The following is a 22,163-nucleotide window of genomic DNA, read 5'->3' on the forward strand; positions in this document are numbered from 1 at the left end:
ATTTAAATGATTTCAATCTCTTTTATATTGGTGATTGGCTGTACGTGATCAACTGGATCTTCAAAATAAATATGAACCGGACCGCCTTCCTGAATCGGCTTGCCTGCCTGGCTGAAATGGACAATACTGTTCAGCGCGGTATCAAGAGAAACGGCGGCTTTACCGGAACTTGTAATAAATACGCATTGTGATGCAGAGCTGAGCGGCTCAGCATTTTTCAGCACATTTCCCAATTTCATTGCGAAGCTGCCGTTCATCAATTTCTGTTTCTCAAATTGTTTTTCCGTCTTTAATGTAGGCGGCGCAATCTGTCCTTCTCTAATAACACGTTCAGTATCCAGGCCAGATTCATTCTCAGCCGAATGTAAATTGATTTCTTGGCCGTCCCCTTTACGGTCAAATGAAAATTTACGATCATCAAAAATCCATACGCTCGGATCAATTGTAATCGGATATGTAACATTGCCTTTTACTTGTATAACGCTCATGGTATAACCCCCTTCTCTCAAAATTATAAAAGTTTTCGCATGAATTGTCACTTTGTGTAACAAATTATGTGTATTGAGATGCTCAGGGAGCGAGGGTGGTCGCATGGTATGCCGGCATAATGACGAGCTGGAAGCGTTAGTGAAAGAAGCAAAAAAGGTGACAGACAAGGGAGAGGTGGCCAGCTACATTCCCGCTTTAGCAAAAGCTGATCAGCACGATCTCTCAGTAGCGATTTATTATTCCAATAATACTTGTCTGTCAGCGGGTGACGTAGAGAAAACATTTACCCTTCAAAGTATATCGAAAGTGCTCTCGCTTGCCCTTGTGTTAATGGAATACGGCAAGGACAGAGTCTTCAGTTATGTCGGCCAGGAGCCGACCGGTGATCCGTTTAATTCAATTATTAAGCTTGAAACCATGAATCCGAGCAAGCCGCTAAATCCTATGATAAATGCCGGGGCACTGGTTGTAACCAGCTTGATTAAAGGACAAACGTCTAAAGAGAGACTCGATTATCTGCTTTCTTTTATCAGAAAACTGACAAACAACCAAGACATCACCTACTGCCAGGACGTAGCTGAGTCTGAATACAGCACATCAATGATTAATCGGGCAATGTGTTATTATATGAAGCAGTATGGGATTTTTGAGGATGATGTTGAAGCAGTAATGGATTTATATACGAAGCAATGTGCGATTGAGATGAACAGTCTTGATTTAGCGAAAATTGGGGCTGTGTTTGCGCTCAACGGCAGGCATCCAGAAACAGGAGAACAAGTCATTTCAAAAGATGTCGCAAGAATTTGCAAGACGTTTATGGTCACCTGCGGAATGTATAATGCAAGCGGAGAATTTGCGATTAAGGTCGGAATTCCTGCGAAAAGCGGTGTATCAGGAGGGATTATGGGCATTTCACCCTATGATTTTGGGATCGGCATTTTCGGCCCGGCTTTGGATGAAAAAGGGAACAGCATTGCAGGTGTAAAGCTTTTGAAAATAATGTCTGAAACGTATAGGCTGAGTATTTTTTAATTTATGTCATCTGTTTAAATCCTCTTGCATTTTCTGCTGATACCCTTTATGATAAATAGAAGAATTAGGTACTCGCCTGGGGAACGGAGGGATACTTTTGGCTTCAGAGATGATAGTTGACCATCGGCAAAAAGCTTTTGAGCTACTGAAAGTTGACGCTGAGAAGATTTTGAAGCTGATCCGAGTACAAATGGATAACTTAACGATGCCTCAATGTCCTCTATATGAAGAGGTATTAGATACTCAAATGTTCGGACTTTCGAGGGAAATCGATTTTGCTGTCCGCCTGGGATTGGTTGACGAAAAAGATGGAAAAGACCTTTTATACACATTAGAACGCGAATTGTCTGCTTTGCACGACGCGTTTACAGGTAAATAAATGATAAAACTCAAACTAATTAACAGTTTGGGTTTTTTTATAACCGCTGGCTTTTTCACCGTATAATGACGGTCTCTTTTTGCGCATTTCATCCGAATCGTATAGAGAATCTTCGTGTCATTTGATAAATTGTAGTAAAATAAAAAATATAAATACATAAAAACCATAGGTAATGGAAGTTGGAAGCAGGGAAGAGGATGTTATGTTAAAAAAAATGCTAAAATCTTATGACTACTCACTGATATTCGCAATTGTTTTACTATGCGGATTCGGTTTAGTGATGGTATACAGCTCAAGTATGATTACAGCTGTTTCTCGGTATAACGTAAGCAGTAATTATTTCTTCATGCGGCAGCTGTTTGCTTTAATCGCAGGAGGCATCCTTTTTATTGTTATGGCCGTGTTTCCTTACAAAGCACTGGCTCATCAAAAATTTCAAAAGGTGATGCTGCTTGTTTCAGTGTTTGCGCTTATCTCACTGTTTGTATTCGGGCATGTTGCCGGAAATGCGCAAAGCTGGTTTAAAATCGGCGGAATGAGTATTCAGCCGGGTGAATTTGTCAAGCTGGTAGTGATTTTATATCTAGCAGCTGTCTATGCAAAAAAACAAAGCTATATTGATCACCTGTTAACAGGAGTTGCGCCTCCTGTGGTGATGACGGTTATTATCTGCGGCTTAATTGCCATGCAGCCTGACTTTGGTACAGCGATGATTATCGCCATCATCGCTACGTGCATGATTTTGTGCTCGGGTTTCAGCGGGAAGACGCTGGCAAGGCTTGTTTTGCTGGGCGGAATTGTTTTAATCCTGGTCAGTCCTCTTATTTATTTAAATAAGGATAACATTTTAACTGAAGGGCGTTTAGCTCGTTTTGAGAGTCTGGAAGATCCGTTTAAATATGCGAATACATCAGGTTTGCAAGTGATCAATTCTTATTATGCGATTGGGTCGGGAGGTATTTTCGGTCTTGGACTCGGAGAAAGTATCCAGAAATACGGGTATCTTCCTGAGTCACATACTGACTTTATCATGGCCGTGATTTCTGAAGAACTTGGCATTTTTGGGGTATTGTTTGTTGTTTTCCTGTTGGGCTTTATCGTATTAAAAGGTTTCTATATTGCGAGAAAATGCGATGACCCGTTTGGAAGTCTTCTGGCAATCGGCATTTCAAGCATGATTGCCGTACAATCGTTTATTAACCTTGGCGGTGTCAGCGGGCTCATCCCGATTACGGGTGTTACGCTGCCATTCATCAGCTACGGAGGCTCTTCTTTACTGCTTTTATTAGGAAGTATGGGGATATTAATCAATATCAGCATGTTTGTGAAATATTCAGAGAATAAGAAGAAGAGAGAGTCCTTGGCGCCAAAGGGAATGAAAAAGAAACAGCTTGAAAAAACTGTTTATCTGTAAAAAACAAGTGTGTACACGTAAAGGGTATTCCGATATGATAGATTATATTCCATTCGGGTAAGGGGGAAAAAAGTTTGTCACAGCAATCGATACAAAAAGTGTTAGTAGCAAACAGGGGAGAAATTGCAATCCGTATATTCCGTGCTTGTACAGAATTGAATATTCGTACAGTTGCGGTTTATTCAAAAGAAGATTCCGGTTCCTATCATCGTTACAAAGCAGATGAAGCGTACCTGGTGGGCGAAGGGAAAAAACCAATTGACGCCTACCTGGATATTGAAGGTATTATTGATATTGCGAAAAGAAACAAGGTGGATGCGATCCATCCGGGATATGGTTTCTTATCTGAAAATATACATTTTGCAAGGCGCTGTGAAGAAGAAGGCATCGTGTTCATCGGTCCGACTTCTGAACATTTAGATATGTTTGGTGATAAGGTAAAAGCGCGTGAGCAGGCGGAAAAAGCCGGAATTCCTGTTATTCCAGGAAGCGACGGCCCTGCAGAAACGCTTGAAGCAGTCGAACAATTCGGACAAATTCACGGTTATCCGATTATTATTAAAGCTTCGCTTGGCGGCGGCGGACGCGGCATGAGAATTGTCAGAAGTGAAAGTGAAGTCAAAGAAGCATATGAACGTGCGAAATCAGAGGCAAAAGCAGCCTTTGGCAATGATGAAGTATATGTAGAGAAACTGATTGAAAACCCTAAGCATATTGAGGTTCAGGTGATTGGAGACAATCAGGGCAACGTGATTCATCTTTTTGAACGGGACTGTTCTGTTCAAAGACGCCACCAAAAGGTGATTGAAGTAGCGCCGAGCGTTTCGCTGTCAACTGAATTGAGAGATCAAATTTGTGAAGCGGCGGTTGCGCTTGCTAAAAACGTGAACTATATAAATGCTGGTACGGTTGAATTCCTTGTCGCGAACAACGAGTTTTATTTTATAGAAGTAAATCCGCGTGTTCAAGTTGAGCATACAATTACGGAAATGATTACCGGTGTTGATATTGTGCAGACACAGATCCTTGTTGCCCAAGGCCACAGCCTTCACAGCAAAAAAGTCAACATTCCGGAGCAGAAGGACATTTTTACAATCGGCTATGCGATTCAGTCACGGGTAACGACTGAGGATCCGCAAAATGATTTTATGCCTGACACAGGGAAAATCATGGCTTACCGCTCGGGTGGAGGCTTTGGTGTTCGTCTTGATACAGGAAACAGCTTCCAAGGCGCCGTTATTACGCCATATTACGATTCACTGCTCGTTAAGTTATCAACTTGGGCTTTAACGTTTGAACAGGCGGCGGCCAAAATGGTTCGAAACCTTCAGGAGTTTAGAATCAGAGGAATTAAAACAAACATTCCGTTCCTTGAAAATGTCGCAAAGCATGAAAAGTTTCTGACAGGGCGATATGATACGTCTTTCATTGATACAACGCCTGAGTTGTTTAATTTTCCTAAACAGAAAGACCGCGGAACAAAAATGCTTACTTACATTGGAAATGTAACAGTGAATGGTTTCCCTGGAATCGGCAAAAAAGAGAAACCGGCGTTTGACAAACCGTTAGCTATCAAAGTAGACGTCGACCAGCAGCCTGCAAGAGGAACAAAACAAATTCTAGATGAAAAAGGCGCTGAAGGGCTTGTAAATTGGGTTAAGGAACAGAAATCTGTTCTATTAACTGATACAACATTCCGAGATGCCCATCAGTCTTTACTGGCGACTAGATTCAGATCGCATGATTTGAAAAAAATCGCTAATCCGACGGCTGCGTTATGGCCGGAGTTGTTCAGCATGGAAATGTGGGGAGGCGCGACCTTCGATGTAGCTTACCGTTTCCTGAAGGAAGATCCATGGAAGCGTTTGGAGGACCTCCGCAAGGAAGTGCCGAACACGCTGTTCCAGATGTTGCTTCGTTCCTCAAACGCTGTCGGCTATACGAATTATCCAGATAATGTAATTAAAGAATTTGTAAAGCAATCCGCTCAATCCGGCATTGATGTTTTCCGTATTTTCGACAGCTTAAACTGGGTAAAAGGGATGACGTTAGCAATTGATGCCGTTCGGGATTCAGGTAAAGTGGCTGAAGCGGCAATTTGTTACACAGGTGATATTCTCGACAAAACCCGTACAAAATATGATCTTGCTTATTATACATCTATGGCGAAGGAGCTTGAGGCTGCAGGAGCCCATATTCTCGGAATTAAAGATATGGCAGGTCTGTTAAAACCGCAAGCCGCATATGAGCTGGTGTCTGCGTTGAAAGAAACGATCAATATTCCGGTTCACTTACATACGCATGATACGAGCGGCAACGGAATTTATATGTATGCAAAAGCAGTAGAAGCAGGCGTTGATATCGTAGACGTGGCAGTCAGCTCAATGGCTGGCTTAACATCACAGCCTAGTGCGAGCGGATTTTACCATGCGATGGAGGGAAACTCCCGCCGTCCGGAAATGAACGTGCAAGGCGTGGAATTACTATCCCAGTATTGGGAATCAGTTCGTAAATATTATAGTGAATTTGAAAGCGGGATGAAGTCTCCGCATACTGAAATTTATGAGCATGAAATGCCTGGTGGCCAATACAGCAACCTGCAGCAGCAGGCGAAAGGAGTAGGCCTGGGCGATCGCTGGAACGAAGTCAAAGAGATGTACAGACGCGTAAATGATATGTTCGGTGATATCGTGAAGGTTACGCCTTCCTCTAAAGTAGTCGGGGATATGGCGCTGTACATGGTGCAAAATAACCTGACTGAAAAGGACATTTACGAAAAAGGCGAATCATTAGATTTCCCTGATTCTGTTATTGAGCTTTTCAAAGGAAATATTGGACAGCCTCATGGCGGATTCCCGGAAAAGCTTCAAAAGCTCATTTTAAAAGGGCAGGAGCCGATCACAGTCAGACCGGGAGAACTGCTTGAGCCGGTATCCTTTGAAGCGATCAAACAGGAGTTTAAAGAGCAGTATAACCTAGAGATTTCAGACCAGGATGCTGTGGCGTACGCCCTTTATCCTAAAGTCTTCTCCGATTATGTGAAAACTGCTGAAAGCTATGGGAATATTTCAGTATTAGATACTCCGACCTTCTTCTATGGCATGACATTAGGAGAAGAAATAGAAGTGGAAATTGAACGCGGGAAAACGCTGATCGTCAAACTGATTTCAATCGGTGAACCTCGGCCGGATGCAACTCGCGTGATCTATTTCGAACTGAACGGCCAGCCGCGTGAAGTGGTCATAAAGGACGAAAGCATTAAGTCTTCCGTTCAGGAGAGATTAAAAGCAGACCGTACAAATCCAAATCATATTGCGGCTTCTATGCCTGGAACTGTCATCAAGGTACTGACAGAAGCGGGTGCCAAAGTCAATAAAGGTGATCATTTGATGATCAACGAAGCCATGAAAATGGAAACAACGGTTCAGGCGCCATTCTCAGGAACAATCAAACAGATTCATGTGAAAAATGGAGAGCCGATCCAAACGGGAGATCTGCTTCTCGAAATTGAAAAAGCATAATCAAAAAGAGTGTATATCAGCTGATATACACTCTTTTTTAGTGAAGAACGAGATATGAAGACATGAAGGTGCAGCAAATCGGGGGCTGATGCAAACGTGTGTAAAGGACGCATTGGTTGTCTGCTCACAGGCGCAGGGAATGAGACAAGCTGAACAAGGAGGGATGCTTCATAGGCTTTCGTATGATGATGGCTGCTTTTCTGGTAAGAATGAATGGACTTCTTGGTGAAAAGTTATTTTATTTAAAATCCTGTCCTAAACATCGACTGAACAGCGGGTTTAGCATTCATCATCGGTCGAGATGATCCAAACCTTATATCAATCATCAAGTTGGAAGGATAAAAAAGACCAAAGCGTATAAGAGCTTTGGTCCTGTGTCTTATGCCCGTTTTGATTCGTAACGAAAGCGTGCAATCAGTAATAAGAAGTAGCATAAAACCCCAAACAGGCAGGCAATAAAAAATGAGTGCGCAAGCGCAAAGCCCAGCGCCAGTTCAGAATATACGATCATAATACCGGACAGTGCCTGTAACGTGATAAAAATAAGACACGAAATCCAGCCCCAAAAGATTTGCTTTTGTTCTTTATAGGAAGTAATCGCATGAACAGCGGCAACGATGATCCATACAAACAGGAGCAAGGCTGCAGCTCTGTGCCCCATTTGCACCCATTCGTGAAATTGGGTCGGAAGTCCATTGTTCAGCCGGCTGCACAGCGGCACATCAGGACACGCCAGACTGGATTCTGTATGTCTTACGTATGCGCCAGTATACACAACGATATAGGAATATATCAAAATACCTATCATGTGAAATTGCATTTTCTTGCCGATTTGAAGCGGTTTAACAAGTTTTCTGGCTGATTTATCAGCTTCAAATATAAGCAATGTTAATATTAGAACAGACGCAAAGGAAATCAGTGAAATCCCAAAATGAAGCGCCATAATAAGCGCGTTTGAACCGAATACAACAGCTAACGCGCCAAGCAGTGCCTGGAGAAACAAAAAGATAATGGACATGATGGCAAGAAACGTTGTCTCACGGAAAACAGGTGTGATTTTTCTCCATGACCAAAAGGCAAGGCTTAATACAAGAATAATTGAGATGCCGCTTGCGAATCTGTGGCTCCATTCAATAATAGAAGCGGGATTCAGTTCAGGGAAGAAGCGCCCGTGGCACAGCGGCCACTGTCTGCCGCATCCTTGGCCGGAACCTGTTTTTGTAACGAGGGCTCCCCCGATTAAAACAATAAGCATCACAAATGTAGTCAAAACACCGAGAGCTTTTAATGCTTTATTCATACAATATCCACCTTCTTAACAAACTGCTGCAATTTTTTATACGTACCAAGTGTAAGCGAATATGTGTTTTGTGGCAATTCTTAGAGCCCTTTGTTCACAAAAATATAATAGAATTACGACTTCTGGAAATGTATACTTGATTATTCATGCCGGGTCTGATAGAAATAAGGTAAACGCATTGGCGAATTGGCGATTGCCTTTTTCTCTGGTAAAATTCATAAAAAGTTCACAAATAAATTCCTGTTTCTCGTTTAATATTTAATAGGATGTTTTTTTACAAGTTGTTATCTTGTATGATAGAGTTGCAGGTTATTATGAACCTGCGTTAGGTTTGTAAGGGAGGTTTACGTTATGGCTAACTCCAGAATCTTAAATGATACAGCTATAGACGGACAAATTGAAGAAACAACGGCATGGAAAGATTTTCTGTCCCTCATTAAAATAGGGATCGTAAATTCTAATCTCATCACAACTTTTACTGGAATGTGGCTTGCTTTTCATATTTCCGGTTTAAGCTTTTTAGGCAATATAAACACCGTTCTTCTTACTTTATTTGGATCATCATTGATTATTGCGGGCTCCTGTGCGATCAATAACTGGTATGACCGGGACATTGATCATATCATGGAGCGTACAAAAGTAAGACCGACGGTTACGGGTAAAATTCAGCCGAATCAGGCTTTATGGTCTGGAATTTTGCTTGTTGCTTTAGGATTGATCATGCTGCTGATGACCACTGTGATGGCTGCTGTTATTGGTTTTATCGGAGTATTTACTTATGTTGTCCTGTACACAATGTGGACGAAACGCCGCTATACGATTAACACAGTAGTGGGGAGTGTTTCCGGAGCAGTGCCGCCTCTGATTGGATGGACGGCAGTAGAAGGAAATATCGGCGTCGTGGCATGGGTATTATTTATGATTTTATTCATTTGGCAGATTCCTCACTTCTTATCGCTTGCCATTAAGAAAACTGAGGACTACAGAGCCGCGAATATTCCAATGCTTCCAGTCGTATATGGATTTGAAGTGACGAAAAGACAAATTATTGTATGGGTTGCGTGCCTGATGCCGCTTCCATTCTTTTTAGGAAGCCTAGGTCTACCGATTGTGATTCTCGGATTGCTGTTAAATATCGGCTGGCTGATTCTTGGGTTGATGGGTTTCCGTTCAAAAAATATCATGAAGTGGGCGACGATGATGTTCGTTTACTCACTGAATTACATGACAATCTATTTCGTTGCAATGGTTGTCTTTACGCTTTTCTAAAAAATAGATACATTGCTTGTTTTATCGCTTCAAAATAACCGATGACAACTAGTGAATGCCGCCTTGACCTTTTGTTTAATCAGGCGGCTTTACTTTTATACATAGATGGCATTTTGAGTAAAAAAACTCATAATTTAAGAGAAGAGGAAATGTAAGTGCTTTATTGGGAGGCGGCCGGATTGCGATGGAATCAATCTATTTTCCGCCGCTGTATTGACCAGAAAAGGGGTTGGGTGAAATGGTAAAGCATTGGCGTCTTATCTTATTATTAGCCTTGGTGTCGCTTCTGTTAAGCGGATGTGGAAAACCTTTTTTATCCACGCTCAAGCCTGCTGGCGAGGTGGCTGATAAACAGTATGACCTGACAGTGCTCAGTACATTGATTATGGTTGTTGTCGTAGCAGTCGTATCTGTTATCTTCTTTTACGTGATTGTAAGATTCAGAAGGTCACGGGTTGGGGAAAACACGATACCAAAACAAGTGGAAGGGAATAAATTTTTAGAAATCACATGGACAGTAATCCCTATTTTGCTGCTCATCATTCTTGTTATCCCTGTCGTATTATATACGCTTGAACTCGCAGATACATCACCTATGGATAAGAAAAACCGCAAAGCCGAGGATGCTCTCGTTGTCAATGTCAGAGCGAATTTATATTGGTGGGAGTTTGAATATCCTGATTACGGCATTATCACAAGCCAGGAGCTGATCGTACCGACAGACCAGCGGGTTTATTTCAGTTTAAAAGCCTCTGATGTAAAACATTCTTTCTGGATTCCTTCAGCTGGAGGAAAAATTGATACCAATACTGATAACGAAAATACGTTCTTCTTAACGTTCGATTCAAAACGCAGCAAAGAGGCGGGAGATACGTTCTTTGGAAAGTGTGCTGAGCTTTGCGGGCCTTCACACGCACTCATGGATTTTAAAGTAAAGGCCCTTTCTGCGAAAGAGTTTCAGGCATGGACAAAAGATATGAAAAACTATAAGACGACAGCAGAAAATGATTTGGCTAAGCAGGGGGAAGAGCTGTTCAAAGAGAAAAACTGCCTGAGCTGTCATGCAGTGGAGCCGAATGATAAGCGTGCGGAGGCAGCAAGAACGGCACCAAATCTGGCGACTTTCGGTGAAAGGACAAAAGTGGCAGGGGTAAAGGATGCCAATGAAGAAAATGTGAAAGCCTGGCTGAAAGACCCTGAGAGCATAAAGCCGGGGAACAAAATGACAGGAACATATCCGAAGCTTTCAGACAGTGAAATGGACGCGCTTTATGAATACTTAAAAGGCTTGAAAGCAGAAAGCAAGTAGGGAAGAAAGGGAGATATTGGGGGAGGTCACATATGTTGAATGCGCTTACAGAAAAGCGGACGCGCGGATCTATGCTTTGGGATTATTTGACGACGGTGGACCACAAAAAAATTGCAATACTTTACTTAATCGCAGGAGGATTCTTCTTTCTTGTCGGGGGAATTGAAGCGATGTTTATCAGAATCCAGCTTGCAAAGCCGGAAAATGCTTTTCTCAGTGCTCAAGCGTACAATGAAGTGATGACGATGCACGGGACGACAATGATCTTTTTGGCTGCGATGCCGCTTTTATTTGCTCTTATGAATGCGGTTGTTCCATTGCAGATCGGAGCGCGGGATGTTTCGTTTCCATTTTTAAACTCGCTTGGTTTTTGGCTCTTCTTCTTCGGGGGCATTTTCTTAAACTTAAGCTGGTTTTTGGGAGGAGCGCCAGATGCGGGCTGGACGTCATATGCCTCGCTTTCGCTTCATTCCAAAGGGCACGGCATAGACTTTTTCGTTCTTGGACTCCAAATATCCGGACTGGGGACGCTGATAGCCGGGATTAACTTTTTGGCCACGATTATTAACATGAGGGCTCCCGGCATGACGTACATGAGGCTGCCTTTGTTTACATGGACGACATTTGTGGCGTCGGCATTGATTTTGTTTGCGTTTCCGCCGCTAACGGTTGGCTTGGCTCTTATGATGCTGGATCGGCTGTTCGGCACAAATTTCTTTAATCCTGAGCTTGGCGGTAACACGATTATTTGGGAACATTTATTTTGGATATTCGGACATCCGGAGGTTTATATTCTGATTTTGCCTGCTTTCGGCATTTTCTCAGAGGTCATCCCGGTGTTTTCCAGAAAGCGATTGTTTGGATATTCTTCAATGGTTTTTGCGATCGTGCTTATCGGTTTTCTTGGCTTTATGGTTTGGGTGCACCACATGTTTACGACAGGCCTCGGACCGATTGCGAACGCAATCTTTGCAGTTGCTACAATGGCGATCGCTATTCCGACCGGGATTAAAATTTTTAACTGGCTGCTGACGATTTGGGGAGGAAATGTGAAATATACCACAGCCATGCTGTATGCCGTCTCATTTATCCCGTCCTTTGTGCTTGGCGGTGTGACAGGTGTCATGCTGGCGGCAGCAGCTGCTGATTACCAGTTCCATGATACGTATTTTGTTGTGGCGCACTTTCACTATGTCATTATAGGCGGAGTGGTATTCGGGCTATTAGCCGGTGTTCATTTCTGGTGGCCGAAAATGTTCGGTAAAATTCTGCATGAAACAATGGGGAAAATATCATTTGTCTTGTTTTTTATCGGCTTCCATCTTACTTTTTTCATCCAGCACTTTGTCGGTTTAATGGGCATGCCGCGCCGAGTGTATACCTTCTTGCCAGGCCAGGGGCTTGAAACCGGCAACTTGATCAGTACAATCGGGGCGTTTTTTATGGCAGCAGCCGTTATCCTCCTGCTTGTCAATGTCATCTGGACCTCGGTGAAGGGCGAATATGTCGGAGATGATCCATGGCATGACGGGCGTACGCTTGAATGGGCTGTTTCGTCACCGCCGCCAGAATATAATTTTAAACAGCTTCCATTTGTCAGAGGGCTTGACCCGCTGTGGATCGAGAAGCAGGCGGGACACAAATCAATGACACCGGCAGAACCGGTTGAAGATATCCATATGCCAAACGGTTCAATTCTGCCGCTGATCATTTCCTTCGGCCTCTTTGTCGCTGCCTTTGGTCTCTTGTATAGAACCGAGCACGCTTGGGGTCTGCCGGTGATCTTTATCGGACTTGGCATCACATTTTTTACAATGCTGCTCCGTTCATTGATTGATGATCACGGTTATCATATTCACAAAGAGGAACTGCCGAACGATGATAAAGGGGTGAAGGCGTAATGCAAATTGAAGAAAAATTCACCGCAGAGACCTTTCCAGCTTCTCCCGAAAAAGCAACACTGGAAGGGAAAAATAAATTTTTAGGTTTTTGGCTTTTTCTTGGGGGAGAGACTGTTTTGTTCGCGTCTCTCTTCGCCACTTTTCTTGCACTCCGGAATTCAAACGCCGGTGACCCGCCTACGACAGAAATGTTTGATGTCACACTCGTTTTTATCGCCACAATGCTCTTATTAACGAGCAGTTTAACGAGTGTATATGCGATGTATCATATGAAAAACTTTTCCTTCGGGAAAATGCAGCTTTGGCTGGGGATTACCTTGTTATTGGGTGCGGGATTTTTAGGCTTGGAGATTTATGAATTTAAGCATTACACACATGAGTTTGGCTTTACCATCACAAGCTCGGCTCTTGGCTCATCGTTTTATACGCTTGTCGGCACACATGGTGCACACGTGGCGTTTGGCCTTTTGTGGATCAGCGCGCTGATGATTCGTAATGCAAAGAGGGGCTTGAGCTTATATACAGCGCCTAAGTTTTACGTGGCCAGTCTTTACTGGCATTTTATTGATGTCGTGTGGGTCTTTATCTTTACCGTTGTATATTTAATGGGGATGGTGGGATAAACATGGTCGATAAAAAAAGCAGAGGACATATCAGCGGCGACCTTGAATATAAGAAAAAGAAGCATGCTCAGGAGATGAAATATCAAGTCATGTCTTTTGGCCTGATGATAGGCCTTACGCTCGTTGCGTTTCTGACTGTGGCAACAGACGGCATCGGCAGCTGGTTTACGATTCCTTTCATAATACTGCTTGCGGCTATTCAAGTGATATTTCAGCTGTATTACTTCATGCATATGAATCAGAAAGGGCATGAAGCGCCGGCATTGTTTCTGTATTCAGGTATGTTTGTCGCGTTCATTACGGTGCTTGCGTTTGTTACAATTATATGGTGGTAATTTGAGCAGCCGCCGGAGGTGAAGACATGAATCAGTTAGACGTGTTTGGGTTTCGCGCTATGTGGAGCCCTTATCTTTTTTGTATCCTTTTAGGCATCACGGTGCTTTACATCTTTTTTTACAGACGGATGTCTTCAAAGCCTGACCGTCTTACGGGTAAAGAAATGGCCTGTTTTCTGTCGGCAATGCTGTTTTTATATACAGCCGAAGGAAGCCCGATTGATCTGCTCGGACATATTATGTTCAGCGCCCATATGGTGCAGATGGCTGTTTTGTATTTAGTGGTTCCTCCTTTATTAATCGCAGGAATTCCTGCATGGGCCTGGGAAAAAATGATTTTTCGGCCTGCTATTAAGCCTTTTTTTACATTTTTCTCAACACCCTTAATTGCATTGCTTTTATTTAACGGCATTTTTTCTCTTTATCATGTGCCGCTAATATTTGATACTGTCAAAACGGATACGCTTTACCATACGGTAATGACTTGGCTCATTTTCGTGTTAGCATTTTTTATGTGGTGGCCGCTCGTCCATAAGGTGGCTCGGCTTCCGCAGCTCAGCGGCTTGATGAAGCTGGGCTATATTATGGCGGACGGTATACTGCTGACGCCTGCTTGCGCCCTGATCATGTTTAGCGGAACGCCGTTATATGCCACCTATACAGATCCGTCTGCCTGGGCGGAAGCCATGAAGCTTTGTGTTCCTGCGGATATGCTGGGACAGGTTCCGTTAACAGGACCGGAAATGTTTAATACACTTCCTTTGTTAGAGGATCAGCAGCTCGGGGCAGTTATGATGAAAATCATTCAGGAAATTGTATACGGCGCTTTTTTGGCGATTGTCTTTTTTCAATGGGTGAAGAAGGAAAGGGAAAAGGATGGACACGAGGAGCCGCCTTATATTCAGCAGACGATATCATAAAAGGTACAGCGGCAATTGGCTGTACCTTTTTTATTACATTTGAACGGTTTTCAGCATGTCGGAGATGTCCTGGATGAGTGCCTTGCTTTTGGTCACAACCTGCACTGGGAACTCTTCTGTTTCTCCGTATTCCACTCCGTGCGGGTAATAGTGTTTTCCTAATAGAGGGGGCATTAATTGAATAACAGCGCGGCCGCTTCCGACATCGCCCTCTGTTGCATTGCCTTGAATCCGCAGGTAAAACGTTCCCTCAATCGTCGAAAACTTTCTGTCATAGGTCACTCTTTCATAATCCCATTGACCGGCTCTGATGAGTCCCTTGCTTTCCATCAAATCGTCCAAGAGGCTGAGCTCAGCCTTTACCCCTTCAAGTCCGCTATCAGTAAACTTCAACACTGACCCCTCCTTATAAAAATTACCTTTCCTGACAATCATAGTATGAAAGCGTTAAACTTTCAATGAATCTTCTTCTTTTGAAAGTATGCAAAAATGAAAATTTGACGAAAATATCACTAGATAAAAGGAGGTTTTACGGATGACAAAAATAAAAGATCTGATGACAGCTGACTTGCAATATTGCACGGTATTAGATAATGTATATGAAGCTGCGGTAAAGATGAAAGACGCGGATGTAGGAGCCATTCCGGTAGTTGATGAGGATGGAGAAACATTGGTCGGCATCGTAACTGATCGTGATCTAGTGTTAAGAGGCATCGCCTCAAAAAGGCCCAACTCCCAAAAAATCACTGATGCTATGACCGAAAAACCTGTCAGTGTCGAAGAGGACGCGCCAGTTGATGAGGTACTTCATTTAATGGCATCCCATCAGCTCAGACGGATACCTGTAACCAAAAACAACAAGCTGACTGGTATTGTCACGCTTGGCGATCTTTCCTTATCTGAACAAACAAATGAACGTGCCGGCAGTGCTTTATCAGATATTTCAGAGGACGAAAACAGAGAGCAAGGCTTTTTGCATTAACACATAAATCTTTGACATGTTAAATAGGCTGTATTGTAATGAGAAATAAGGCAAGACATGCAATTCACATCACGGGGGTGATAGATTGAAAAATATATTAAGAGCCATGGTTATCCTCTTGATTATTTGCGGAACTTATGTTCTGTTTATTCAATATGGGGCTGTTCCTGAAAAAAAATCAAATGACAGCGAGCCTCAAGTCTCTAACGAGGAAGCGGCAAGCGGCAAACGAATACATATGCCGACTTCAGGATTATTGTCCTTTATGGGCAAATCCGCCAACGATGTAAAGAAAAAACTTGGGGAACCGGAACGTATTGACCCCTCGGCTTATGATTACGAATGGTGGGTTTACAATCAAGGAAAAGACCAATATGTGCAAATCGGGATGCTGGACAATAAAGTGGTCACATTATTTGCGGCGGGAAATGATATTAACGCAAAGCCCTTCAAAATCGGTGAGTCAACGGGAGAAGTATTTAAGACAACCCAGGTGGCTCCGTTTGTAAATGTAGAGTATAAGGGAAATTCCTATCGGTTTGAGTTTTCTGAAGAGGACATTAACACCAGACCGACTGTAAAAGTAGGGAAGATGTACGTCCAGCTGTATATGGACAAATTTGAAGGGAAGCTATCCAGCATCAGGGCGTTTGATGCGCAAACCTTTGTCAAGCAAAGACCTTATGAGGTAGTGTACCGCGGTGAGTTAGTAGAACCGAAAACTGTTACGGAAGATAAGTGGAATGAGATCCAATCAACGAGTGAAAAGCAAATACTCGATTTAACCAATGTCATTCGTGTCAAACATGGGTTAGCTAAGCTTGAGTGGGATCAGCCGACGGCCGAAGTGGCTTTTGGCCACAGTGAGGATATGAAGAAAAACAACTATTTCTCCCATGTATCGAAGAAATATGGCACGCTGAAGGACCGCTTGGAAAAAGGTGATGTCGACTTTGAGCAAGCGGGAGAAAATATCGCGTACAATTATGTGGACGGTCCGGCTGCTGTAGAAGGCTGGCTGAATAGTGAAGGCCATCGAAAAGCGCTTCTAAATTCAGATTACACGCATCTTGGCGTCGGTGTAGACCGGAAGTATTACACTCAAAACTTTATTAAACGCTGATAGATCAGCCGCGGGCCACAGGTACCGCGGCTGTTTATTGTTTCTGCAAAGACTCAGATGAACCTTTCTCGATGGATACTGTGAGTGACGTCGGACCAAAAAAGGCTGCAACGAGTTGCTGTCCAGCTCTTTTTTGATGAGGAGACTGACAGACGGCCGGAGCCAATTAGGGATCTTGTTCTGACGGGTTTCGGTACATGCCGTATCTAAACATTTACAAAGGGCTGGAATCTTGATTTTGAAACGAAGGTCTCGGCTAGGGATAAAGCTTCTGTTGTTCGACCTGAAAGCGCATTGAGAAATTACGCGGAGTTTGTTCTGCACTTCATGTTTTAAGGGGAAATGCTTTAAAAATTTTTCTGTAAATATTAGGCGAACACTATGGCTCATAAACCGATACATTGTAGTAGGTACATTTTTCGGAGGGGGTGAGGATTGTGGCGAATCAACATGCCAATCATTCAATTAATGACTTTAAACAATTCGTTAAAAAACATCCCAAGCTAATCAAAGAAGTGCGCAAAGAACAAAGAAGCTGGCAGGACGTATACGAAAATTGGGTTCTCTTCGGAGAAAAAGACCCGATTTGGGATCCGTACAGAGAACCGGGGGCAGCCGCAGAAGCGGTAACCGACACATCAGAAAGAAATGATTTTGTTTCTAAAATGGTGACAGCTGTGAAAAAGATGGATGTCAATCAAATGAATGAACAGATCAATAAAATGAGCCAGTCGATCTCATCGTTGCAAAGCCTTCTCAACACATTTTCCGGAAGCGGACATAAGCAATCTCAGCCAGGACCCGGACAGCATCCTTTTTCTTTTCGGAAGGATTAATAAAGGAGAGCTTATATGCGCAAAGACGTTCAGGAATTTATTTTAGCAGATGAAGAACGAAAACGATTCTTAAGAGAACAGCCGATTTGGTACCGGAGGCTGGCGAGAAAGCCGGATGACCTGGCTTCATTTCAGCTTGAGATGATGAATTTTTATGAAAAAACCATTCCGCATCGGGTGAATCAGTTTACGAACGGGATTCAAATGGCACAAATGATGATGCAAATGTTCCAAGCGATGCGGACAAAAGATTAAAAGACCCGAAAATGGGTCTTTTTCATTGTGTAAACCAGTGTGGGCTTTTACAACTCCATTTTTAAGGGCGGCTAAGCATTTTCCAATTGGCAGGTTTCATGGTAAACTAACAACTGGAGGTGCGTGCTATGTATGCGACGATGGAATCCGTGCGGCTTCAAAGTGAAGCTCAGCAGCTTGCCGAGATGATTCTGCAGTCGGAGACGGCTGAGAACTACCGCAATTGTTACAAGCGTCTCCAGGAAGATGAAGAGGCAGGGCGGATTATTCGTTCTTTTATCAAAATAAAAGAGCAATATGAGGATGTGCAGCGTTTTGGCAAATATCATCCTGACTATAGAGAAATATCCCGGAAAATGAGGGAGATCAAGCGGGAGCTCGACCTGAACGATAAGGTGGCCGACTTCAAAAAAGCAGAGACCGAACTGCAGTCTATTCTTGATGAAATCAGCGTTGAAATTGGGACAGCTGTATCAGAGCATATAAAAGTTCCGACTGGGAATCCTTATTTTGACGGTTTGTCTTCATGCGGAGGCGGCTGCGGATCAGGCGGCGGCTGCGGATGCAAAGTGTCATGACGAGACTGGCCGTCTCGTCTTTTACATATAAGAGAAATCAGGCAGGTGAACGTATTGGAGAATAGACGCCAGGGCATGATTGTGTATCTTCATTCTTTAAAGCAAAGCAAAATGCTGAGAAAGTTTGGAAATGTGCATTATGTGTCAAAACGCTTAAAATATGTCGTGCTGTATTGTGATATGGATCAAATTGAAAAAACAATGGACAAGATCTCGTCATATTCTTTTGTTAAGAAAGTTGTGCCTTCTTATAAACCGTTTTTAAAATTGGAATTTGAGTCAAAGCTCGATAAAGCGAAAGAATATGATTATAAAATCGGAATATAGCTGTATAAAAAAATCCCCGCAGGTTTCTGCGGGGTCCTTCTATTCCTTAACTTGTTAAGGAGAAGGCAAAGGGAGAGGAGAAACCGGAGGAAGAACTTATGGGGAAACGTAAGTCTTCTCCGCGGTTGGCAACAACATCCTCTGGATGCTGTTGCTTATAGTATGGACAATGATCCTTCCGCTTATACACTTGTAAATGAAGTTTAGCGCTCATTGTTTGAAAGAATGCTTTATGATAAGATAGGATTGGTTTTTTTCTTATACATAACGGCGTCCGGCCGAACAAGGTAACAAAATAGCTTTTAGAAAAAGTGGTGTGGAACATGAGAGTAATTTCTGGATCAAAAAAAGGCCGTTCACTAAAGGCAGTGCCAGGAACATCAACGAGACCGACAACCGATAAAGTGAAGGAATCCATTTTCAATATGATTGGCCCTTATTTTGACGGGGGCAGGGGACTTGACTTATTCGCAGGAAGCGGAGGTCTTGGTATTGAAGCGCTTTCACGAGGGTTTGACCATTGTGTATTTGTTGACCGTGATTTTAAAGCGATTCAAACAGTAAAATCGAACTTGAAAACATTAGAGCTTACAGCATACGCAGATGTGTACCGTAATGATGCGGAACGTGCTTTACACGCAGCTGCGAAAAGAGAAGCGGGCTTTCACGGGATTTTTCTTGATCCTCCGTATAAGGAACAAAAACTGAAGGCGCTCTTAAGTGTGATAGACGAACAACAAATGCTGGAAGATGACGGTTTTATCGTCGCAGAGCATGATAAAGACGTCGAGCTTCCCGAAGCAGTAGGTGATTTAGTGATAACAAGAAAAGAAACCTACGGATTGACAGGGGTGGCGATCTATAAAAAGAGGGGGTTGTGATGTGACGAGTATAGCTGTCTGTCCCGGCAGTTTTGATCCGGTGACCTACGGGCATCTGGATATCATTAAACGCGGGGCCAATATATTTGATCAAGTGTATGTGTGTGTGCTGAACAATTCTTCAAAAAAGCCATTATTCAGTGTAGAAGAACGCTGTGAGCTTTTGAGAGAAGTGACAAAAGACATTCCGAACATAACAGTTGAGACGTCACAAGGGCTGTTAATTGATTATGCAAAAAGAAAAAATGCAAAAGCCATTTTAAGAGGCTTGAGAGCGGTGTCTGATTTTGAGTACGAGATGCAGGGAACATCCGTAAACCGCGTGCTTGATGAATCAATTGAAACCTTTTTTATGATGACAAATAACCAATATTCTTTCTTAAGTTCAAGCATAGTAAAAGAAGTGGCAAAGTATAAAGGCGCGGTATCAGAATTTGTACCGCCGGAAGTCGAGAAGGCGCTTCAGGAAAAATTCAGACAAGGATGAGTGTTTTGAGCTCATCCTTTTTTTGTTCCGTTTGTCAGTCTGTATGAAAAAATGAAAATGTACGTAAACAGTGCACATAACGTGACAGCAGGGCCAATCTGCACAAGCAGATTCCATCCGCTGATAAGAGCTGTCGGCAGCTCACCTGTTTCAAGAGATTTAAAAACGTAATGATCATGGTCATTCCACGCGGTGTAAAGAGGTTTCCATAACAGAATGACAAAAACGGCGGCATAAATGCCTTGCAGCACACGCGCGATGAAGAAAGGTTTAAATCTGATGTCCGTCTCTGATAAAATGCCTGCCACTTGAGCCTGAACGGAAAAGCCGCTGAACCCGAGGATAAAGCTGACGACAACGGCTTTTTGCAAAAGGGAGACATCTGTCTCGCTGACAAGCTTGCTTCCTAATGTGATTTCAAACATTCCTGATAATAGAGGAATGTCCAATTGAGCGGGAAGCTGAAACAAGGTCAGTGCGCCTTTTGTAACAATAGAGAGAATATCGGTCAGCTGTACGACAGATAACAAACGATTAAAGACAGAAAACAAAATAATAAAGCCGCCCACCATTAGAAGGGTTTGCACAGATGACGTTACAGCGTCGCCTAAAATTTTTCCTAAAGGTCTTTTTTCCGCAAGTCTTGCAGTGTGAAGAGCATGTAAAGCATCTTTGATTGAAGGCAAAGAGATGGTTTTGTTTCTCATGAGCTGCCGCTCTTCTTTACGCCCGTAGGAGCGCATCGTTAAACCGACAGCCAAATTTCCTAAATAGTGTGCAGATGCTAATAAAATACCTAATGACGCATTCTGAAAAAAGCCGACGGCGACAGCTCCAAAAATAAAGAGCGGGTTGGATGAATTGGTGAAGGAAGCAAGCCGTTCTGCTTCTACTCTTGAAATCTGTTTTTCCTGCCGCAGCCTTGCCGTCAGTTTTGCGCCGGCGGGGTTCCCTGATGCCATACCCATGGCCAGAACGAAGCCGCCGACACCCGGCACGCGGAAAATAGGGCGCATAAAAGGCTCGAGCAGAACACCGACAAACCTTACAATACCAAAGCCAATTAATAGCTCAGACAGTATGAAAAACGGCAGCAAAGACGGAAATACGACCTCCCACCACATGGACAGCCCGGTTTTAGAGGCTTCGAATGAGGCCTGCGGATGTGAGATGACAGTCGCTGTTAAAAAAATAAAAAACGCAGCAATCAAAAGTGTATGAATCTTCGACAAGTTCATTCTTACCTCCCCGACGCTAAAAATGCACAATGACATGTATATCATGATAAAATATGGTATGACTCGAAACGGCCAAGCAGTACCTGTCCTCTTGACCCTTTGTACTAATATACGAGCATAGGGGTTCAGTTTAGACCATAGAATTCGGTATACAGGGAATTCAGGCAGGAGGTTAACAAGTTGGCCAAACCTAAAATCGGGTTAGCGTTAGGATCGGGAGGCGCCAGAGGACTGGCTCATCTCGGCGTGCTTTCCAGTTTACATAAGCACCAAATTGAAGTGGATATGATTGCGGGGAGCAGTATGGGCGCTTTGGTCGGCAGTTTCTACGCCGCGGGGCATGACGTGGAAACGATGAAGAAAGTCGCCAAGGCTTTCAAACGGCGGCTCTATGCTGATTATACGGTACCGAGACTCGGTTTTTTGAGAGGTGACCGTGTCAGGCAGCTCGTGCATGCTTATACATTCGGCAAACCGATTGAGGAACTAAAAATCCCTCTTGGAATTGTCGCGTGTGATCTGCAGACAGGAGAAAAGATTGTTTTCCGAAAAGGATCAGTATCAGATGCGGTGCGGGCAAGCATCAGCATACCAGGCATTTTTATTCCGCAGAAGCTGGACGGACGGCTTCTTGTAGACGGCGCGGTCGTCGACCGTATCCCGGTGTCTGTTGTAAAAGACATGGGGGCTGACATTATCATCGCCTCAGATGTCTCCAGGGTTCGAAAAACCGAAAAGGCGGCGCATATTTTTGATGTAATCATGCAAAGTATGGATATACTCCAAAATGAATTGGTGCGACATCAGACGATCGCCGCTGATATCATGATTCGCCCTTCTCTTGAAACATACAGCTCCAGCTCGTTTGCCAATATAGAAGAGATGATAACAGCAGGCGAGCAGGCAACAAATCGAATGATCAGCCAGATAAAAAAAGAAATAGAGAATTGGGAGGGCTAATAAC

General features: G+C 43.3%; 23 protein-coding genes. 19 read left to right on the plus strand and 4 right to left on the minus strand.

Annotation, left to right across the window (positions count from 1 at the left end; translation table 11 throughout):
- Positions 1–2: 2 nt before the first annotated feature.
- Entirely contained in the window at positions 3–488 is a 486-nt protein-coding gene (locus tag LJF29_RS09300) for a peptidyl-prolyl cis-trans isomerase (RefSeq protein ID WP_229148139.1), read from the minus strand.
- Between the two features lie 103 nt (positions 489–591).
- Here LJF29_RS09300 and glsA point away from each other — a divergent pair, with 103 nt between their 5' ends.
- The 4 genes from glsA to pyc all read left to right on the plus strand — a co-directional run bounded on the left by glsA (position 592) and on the right by pyc (position 6,835).
- On the plus strand, positions 592–1,521 hold the full coding sequence (gene glsA, locus LJF29_RS09305) for a glutaminase A (RefSeq protein ID WP_010334124.1): 930 nt from the start codon (positions 592–594) through the stop codon (positions 1,519–1,521).
- Between the two features lie 97 nt (positions 1,522–1,618).
- A complete protein-coding gene (locus tag LJF29_RS09310; RefSeq protein ID WP_003221339.1) occupies positions 1,619–1,900 on the plus strand; it encodes a YlaN family protein in 282 nt (93 codons plus the stop codon).
- A gap of 202 nt (positions 1,901–2,102) precedes the next feature.
- A complete protein-coding gene (locus tag LJF29_RS09315; RefSeq protein ID WP_229148140.1) occupies positions 2,103–3,314 on the plus strand; it encodes an FtsW/RodA/SpoVE family cell cycle protein in 1,212 nt (403 codons plus the stop codon).
- A gap of 74 nt (positions 3,315–3,388) precedes the next feature.
- Entirely contained in the window at positions 3,389–6,835 is a 3,447-nt protein-coding gene (gene pyc / locus LJF29_RS09320) for a pyruvate carboxylase (protein WP_010334126.1), read from the plus strand.
- A 379-nt stretch (positions 6,836–7,214) separates the two neighbouring features.
- On the opposite strand, the gene ctaA is transcribed toward pyc, so the two are convergent.
- Positions 7,215–8,135, minus strand: a complete 921-nt coding sequence (gene ctaA / locus LJF29_RS09325; RefSeq protein ID WP_010334128.1) for a heme A synthase CtaA — start codon at positions 8,133–8,135, stop codon at positions 7,215–7,217.
- Positions 8,136–8,486: 351 nt separating this feature from the next.
- Here ctaA and cyoE point away from each other — a divergent pair, with 351 nt between their 5' ends.
- The 6 genes from cyoE (at position 8,487) to ctaG (ending at position 14,492) form a co-directional block, all read left to right on the plus strand.
- Positions 8,487–9,404 carry a heme o synthase gene (cyoE, locus tag LJF29_RS09330; RefSeq protein ID WP_010334129.1) on the plus strand — a complete coding sequence of 306 codons (918 nt, stop codon included), beginning with the start codon at positions 8,487–8,489 and terminating at the stop codon, positions 9,402–9,404.
- A 238-nt stretch (positions 9,405–9,642) separates the two neighbouring features.
- A complete protein-coding gene (coxB, locus tag LJF29_RS09335; protein WP_229148141.1) occupies positions 9,643–10,713 on the plus strand; it encodes a cytochrome c oxidase subunit II in 1,071 nt (356 codons plus the stop codon).
- A gap of 32 nt (positions 10,714–10,745) precedes the next feature.
- On the plus strand, positions 10,746–12,614 hold the full coding sequence (ctaD, locus tag LJF29_RS09340) for a cytochrome c oxidase subunit I (protein WP_026014704.1): 1,869 nt from the start codon (positions 10,746–10,748) through the stop codon (positions 12,612–12,614).
- Complete coding sequence (ctaE, locus tag LJF29_RS09345) at positions 12,614–13,237, plus strand: cytochrome c oxidase subunit III (RefSeq protein ID WP_059352864.1); 624 nt, start codon at positions 12,614–12,616, stop codon at positions 13,235–13,237. Before ctaD ends, ctaE begins: the two co-directional genes overlap by 1 nt.
- A gap of 2 nt (positions 13,238–13,239) precedes the next feature.
- Positions 13,240–13,572 carry a cytochrome c oxidase subunit IVB gene (ctaF, locus tag LJF29_RS09350; RefSeq protein WP_010334133.1) on the plus strand — a complete coding sequence of 111 codons (333 nt, stop codon included), beginning with the start codon at positions 13,240–13,242 and terminating at the stop codon, positions 13,570–13,572.
- A 26-nt stretch (positions 13,573–13,598) separates the two neighbouring features.
- Complete coding sequence (gene ctaG, locus LJF29_RS09355) at positions 13,599–14,492, plus strand: cytochrome c oxidase assembly factor CtaG (RefSeq protein WP_229148142.1); 894 nt, start codon at positions 13,599–13,601, stop codon at positions 14,490–14,492.
- A 33-nt stretch (positions 14,493–14,525) separates the two neighbouring features.
- Here ctaG and LJF29_RS09360 read toward each other — a convergent pair whose 3' ends face one another.
- On the minus strand, positions 14,526–14,888 hold the full coding sequence (locus LJF29_RS09360) for a YugN family protein (RefSeq protein WP_081720783.1): 363 nt from the start codon (positions 14,886–14,888) through the stop codon (positions 14,526–14,528).
- A gap of 139 nt (positions 14,889–15,027) precedes the next feature.
- Between LJF29_RS09360 and LJF29_RS09365 the strand changes: the two genes are divergently transcribed.
- From LJF29_RS09365 to coaD, 8 genes are all read left to right on the plus strand, one after another.
- Complete coding sequence (locus LJF29_RS09365; protein WP_010334136.1) at positions 15,028–15,474, plus strand: CBS domain-containing protein; 447 nt, start codon at positions 15,028–15,030, stop codon at positions 15,472–15,474.
- An 85-nt stretch (positions 15,475–15,559) separates the two neighbouring features.
- Entirely contained in the window at positions 15,560–16,597 is a 1,038-nt protein-coding gene (locus LJF29_RS09370) for a CAP domain-containing protein (protein ID WP_229148143.1), read from the plus strand.
- A gap of 437 nt (positions 16,598–17,034) precedes the next feature.
- Positions 17,035–17,433, plus strand: a complete 399-nt coding sequence (locus LJF29_RS09375; protein WP_029441238.1) for a YlbD family protein — start codon at positions 17,035–17,037, stop codon at positions 17,431–17,433.
- A 15-nt stretch (positions 17,434–17,448) separates the two neighbouring features.
- Positions 17,449–17,688, plus strand: coding sequence for a YlbE-like family protein (locus LJF29_RS09380; RefSeq protein ID WP_010334139.1), 240 nt, complete (start codon positions 17,449–17,451; stop codon positions 17,686–17,688).
- Positions 17,689–17,816: 128 nt separating this feature from the next.
- On the plus strand, positions 17,817–18,266 hold the full coding sequence (gene ricF / locus LJF29_RS09385; RefSeq protein WP_010334140.1) for a regulatory iron-sulfur-containing complex subunit RicF: 450 nt from the start codon (positions 17,817–17,819) through the stop codon (positions 18,264–18,266).
- 54 nt (positions 18,267–18,320) lie between these two features.
- Positions 18,321–18,593 (plus strand): YlbG family protein, encoded by a 273-nt coding sequence (locus LJF29_RS09390; protein ID WP_010334141.1) that lies wholly within the window; start codon positions 18,321–18,323, stop codon positions 18,591–18,593.
- 323 nt (positions 18,594–18,916) lie between these two features.
- On the plus strand, positions 18,917–19,474 hold the full coding sequence (gene rsmD, locus LJF29_RS09395; RefSeq protein WP_168747726.1) for a 16S rRNA (guanine(966)-N(2))-methyltransferase RsmD: 558 nt from the start codon (positions 18,917–18,919) through the stop codon (positions 19,472–19,474).
- A 1-nt stretch (position 19,475) separates the two neighbouring features.
- The gene (gene coaD / locus LJF29_RS09400) at positions 19,476–19,961 is read left to right on the plus strand and encodes a pantetheine-phosphate adenylyltransferase (protein ID WP_024121295.1); all 486 of its coding nucleotides are present in this window, start codon (positions 19,476–19,478) and stop codon (positions 19,959–19,961) included.
- Positions 19,962–19,972: 11 nt separating this feature from the next.
- On the opposite strand, the gene ylbJ is transcribed toward coaD, so the two are convergent.
- Entirely contained in the window at positions 19,973–21,199 is a 1,227-nt protein-coding gene (gene ylbJ / locus LJF29_RS09405; protein ID WP_229148144.1) for a sporulation integral membrane protein YlbJ, read from the minus strand.
- A 180-nt stretch (positions 21,200–21,379) separates the two neighbouring features.
- On the opposite strand from ylbJ, the gene LJF29_RS09410 reads away from it, so the two are divergent.
- Complete coding sequence (locus tag LJF29_RS09410) at positions 21,380–22,159, plus strand: patatin-like phospholipase family protein (protein WP_010334143.1); 780 nt, start codon at positions 21,380–21,382, stop codon at positions 22,157–22,159.
- The last annotated feature ends 4 nt before the right edge of the window (positions 22,160–22,163 follow it).

Origin of the sequence: Bacillus sp. LBG-1-113, assembly GCF_020708615.1 — a bacterium.
GTDB classification, from domain to species: domain Bacteria; phylum Bacillota; class Bacilli; order Bacillales; family Bacillaceae; genus Bacillus; species Bacillus mojavensis.

Excerpts from the sequence above, each read along its gene's own strand:
- LJF29_RS09300 (WP_229148139.1), bottom strand. The coding sequence starts at position 488 with ATGAGCGTTATACAAGTAAAAGGCAATGTTACATATCCGATTACAATT.
- glsA (WP_010334124.1), top strand. The coding sequence starts at position 592 with ATGGTATGCCGGCATAATGACGAGCTGGAAGCGTTAGTGAAAGAAGCA.
- LJF29_RS09315 (WP_229148140.1), top strand. The coding sequence starts at position 2,103 with ATGTTAAAAAAAATGCTAAAATCTTATGACTACTCACTGATATTCGCA.
- ctaA (WP_010334128.1), bottom strand. The coding sequence starts at position 8,135 with ATGAATAAAGCATTAAAAGCTCTCGGTGTTTTGACTACATTTGTGATG.
- cyoE (WP_010334129.1), top strand. The coding sequence starts at position 8,487 with ATGGCTAACTCCAGAATCTTAAATGATACAGCTATAGACGGACAAATT.
- coxB (WP_229148141.1), top strand. The coding sequence starts at position 9,643 with ATGGTAAAGCATTGGCGTCTTATCTTATTATTAGCCTTGGTGTCGCTT.
- ctaD (WP_026014704.1), top strand. The coding sequence starts at position 10,746 with ATGTTGAATGCGCTTACAGAAAAGCGGACGCGCGGATCTATGCTTTGG.
- ctaE (WP_059352864.1), top strand. The coding sequence starts at position 12,614 with ATGCAAATTGAAGAAAAATTCACCGCAGAGACCTTTCCAGCTTCTCCC.
- ctaF (WP_010334133.1), top strand. The coding sequence starts at position 13,240 with ATGGTCGATAAAAAAAGCAGAGGACATATCAGCGGCGACCTTGAATAT.
- ctaG (WP_229148142.1), top strand. The coding sequence starts at position 13,599 with ATGAATCAGTTAGACGTGTTTGGGTTTCGCGCTATGTGGAGCCCTTAT.
- LJF29_RS09365 (WP_010334136.1), top strand. The coding sequence starts at position 15,028 with ATGACAAAAATAAAAGATCTGATGACAGCTGACTTGCAATATTGCACG.
- LJF29_RS09380 (WP_010334139.1), top strand. The coding sequence starts at position 17,449 with ATGCGCAAAGACGTTCAGGAATTTATTTTAGCAGATGAAGAACGAAAA.
- ricF (WP_010334140.1), top strand. The coding sequence starts at position 17,817 with ATGTATGCGACGATGGAATCCGTGCGGCTTCAAAGTGAAGCTCAGCAG.
- rsmD (WP_168747726.1), top strand. The coding sequence starts at position 18,917 with ATGAGAGTAATTTCTGGATCAAAAAAAGGCCGTTCACTAAAGGCAGTG.
- ylbJ (WP_229148144.1), bottom strand. The coding sequence starts at position 21,199 with ATGAACTTGTCGAAGATTCATACACTTTTGATTGCTGCGTTTTTTATT.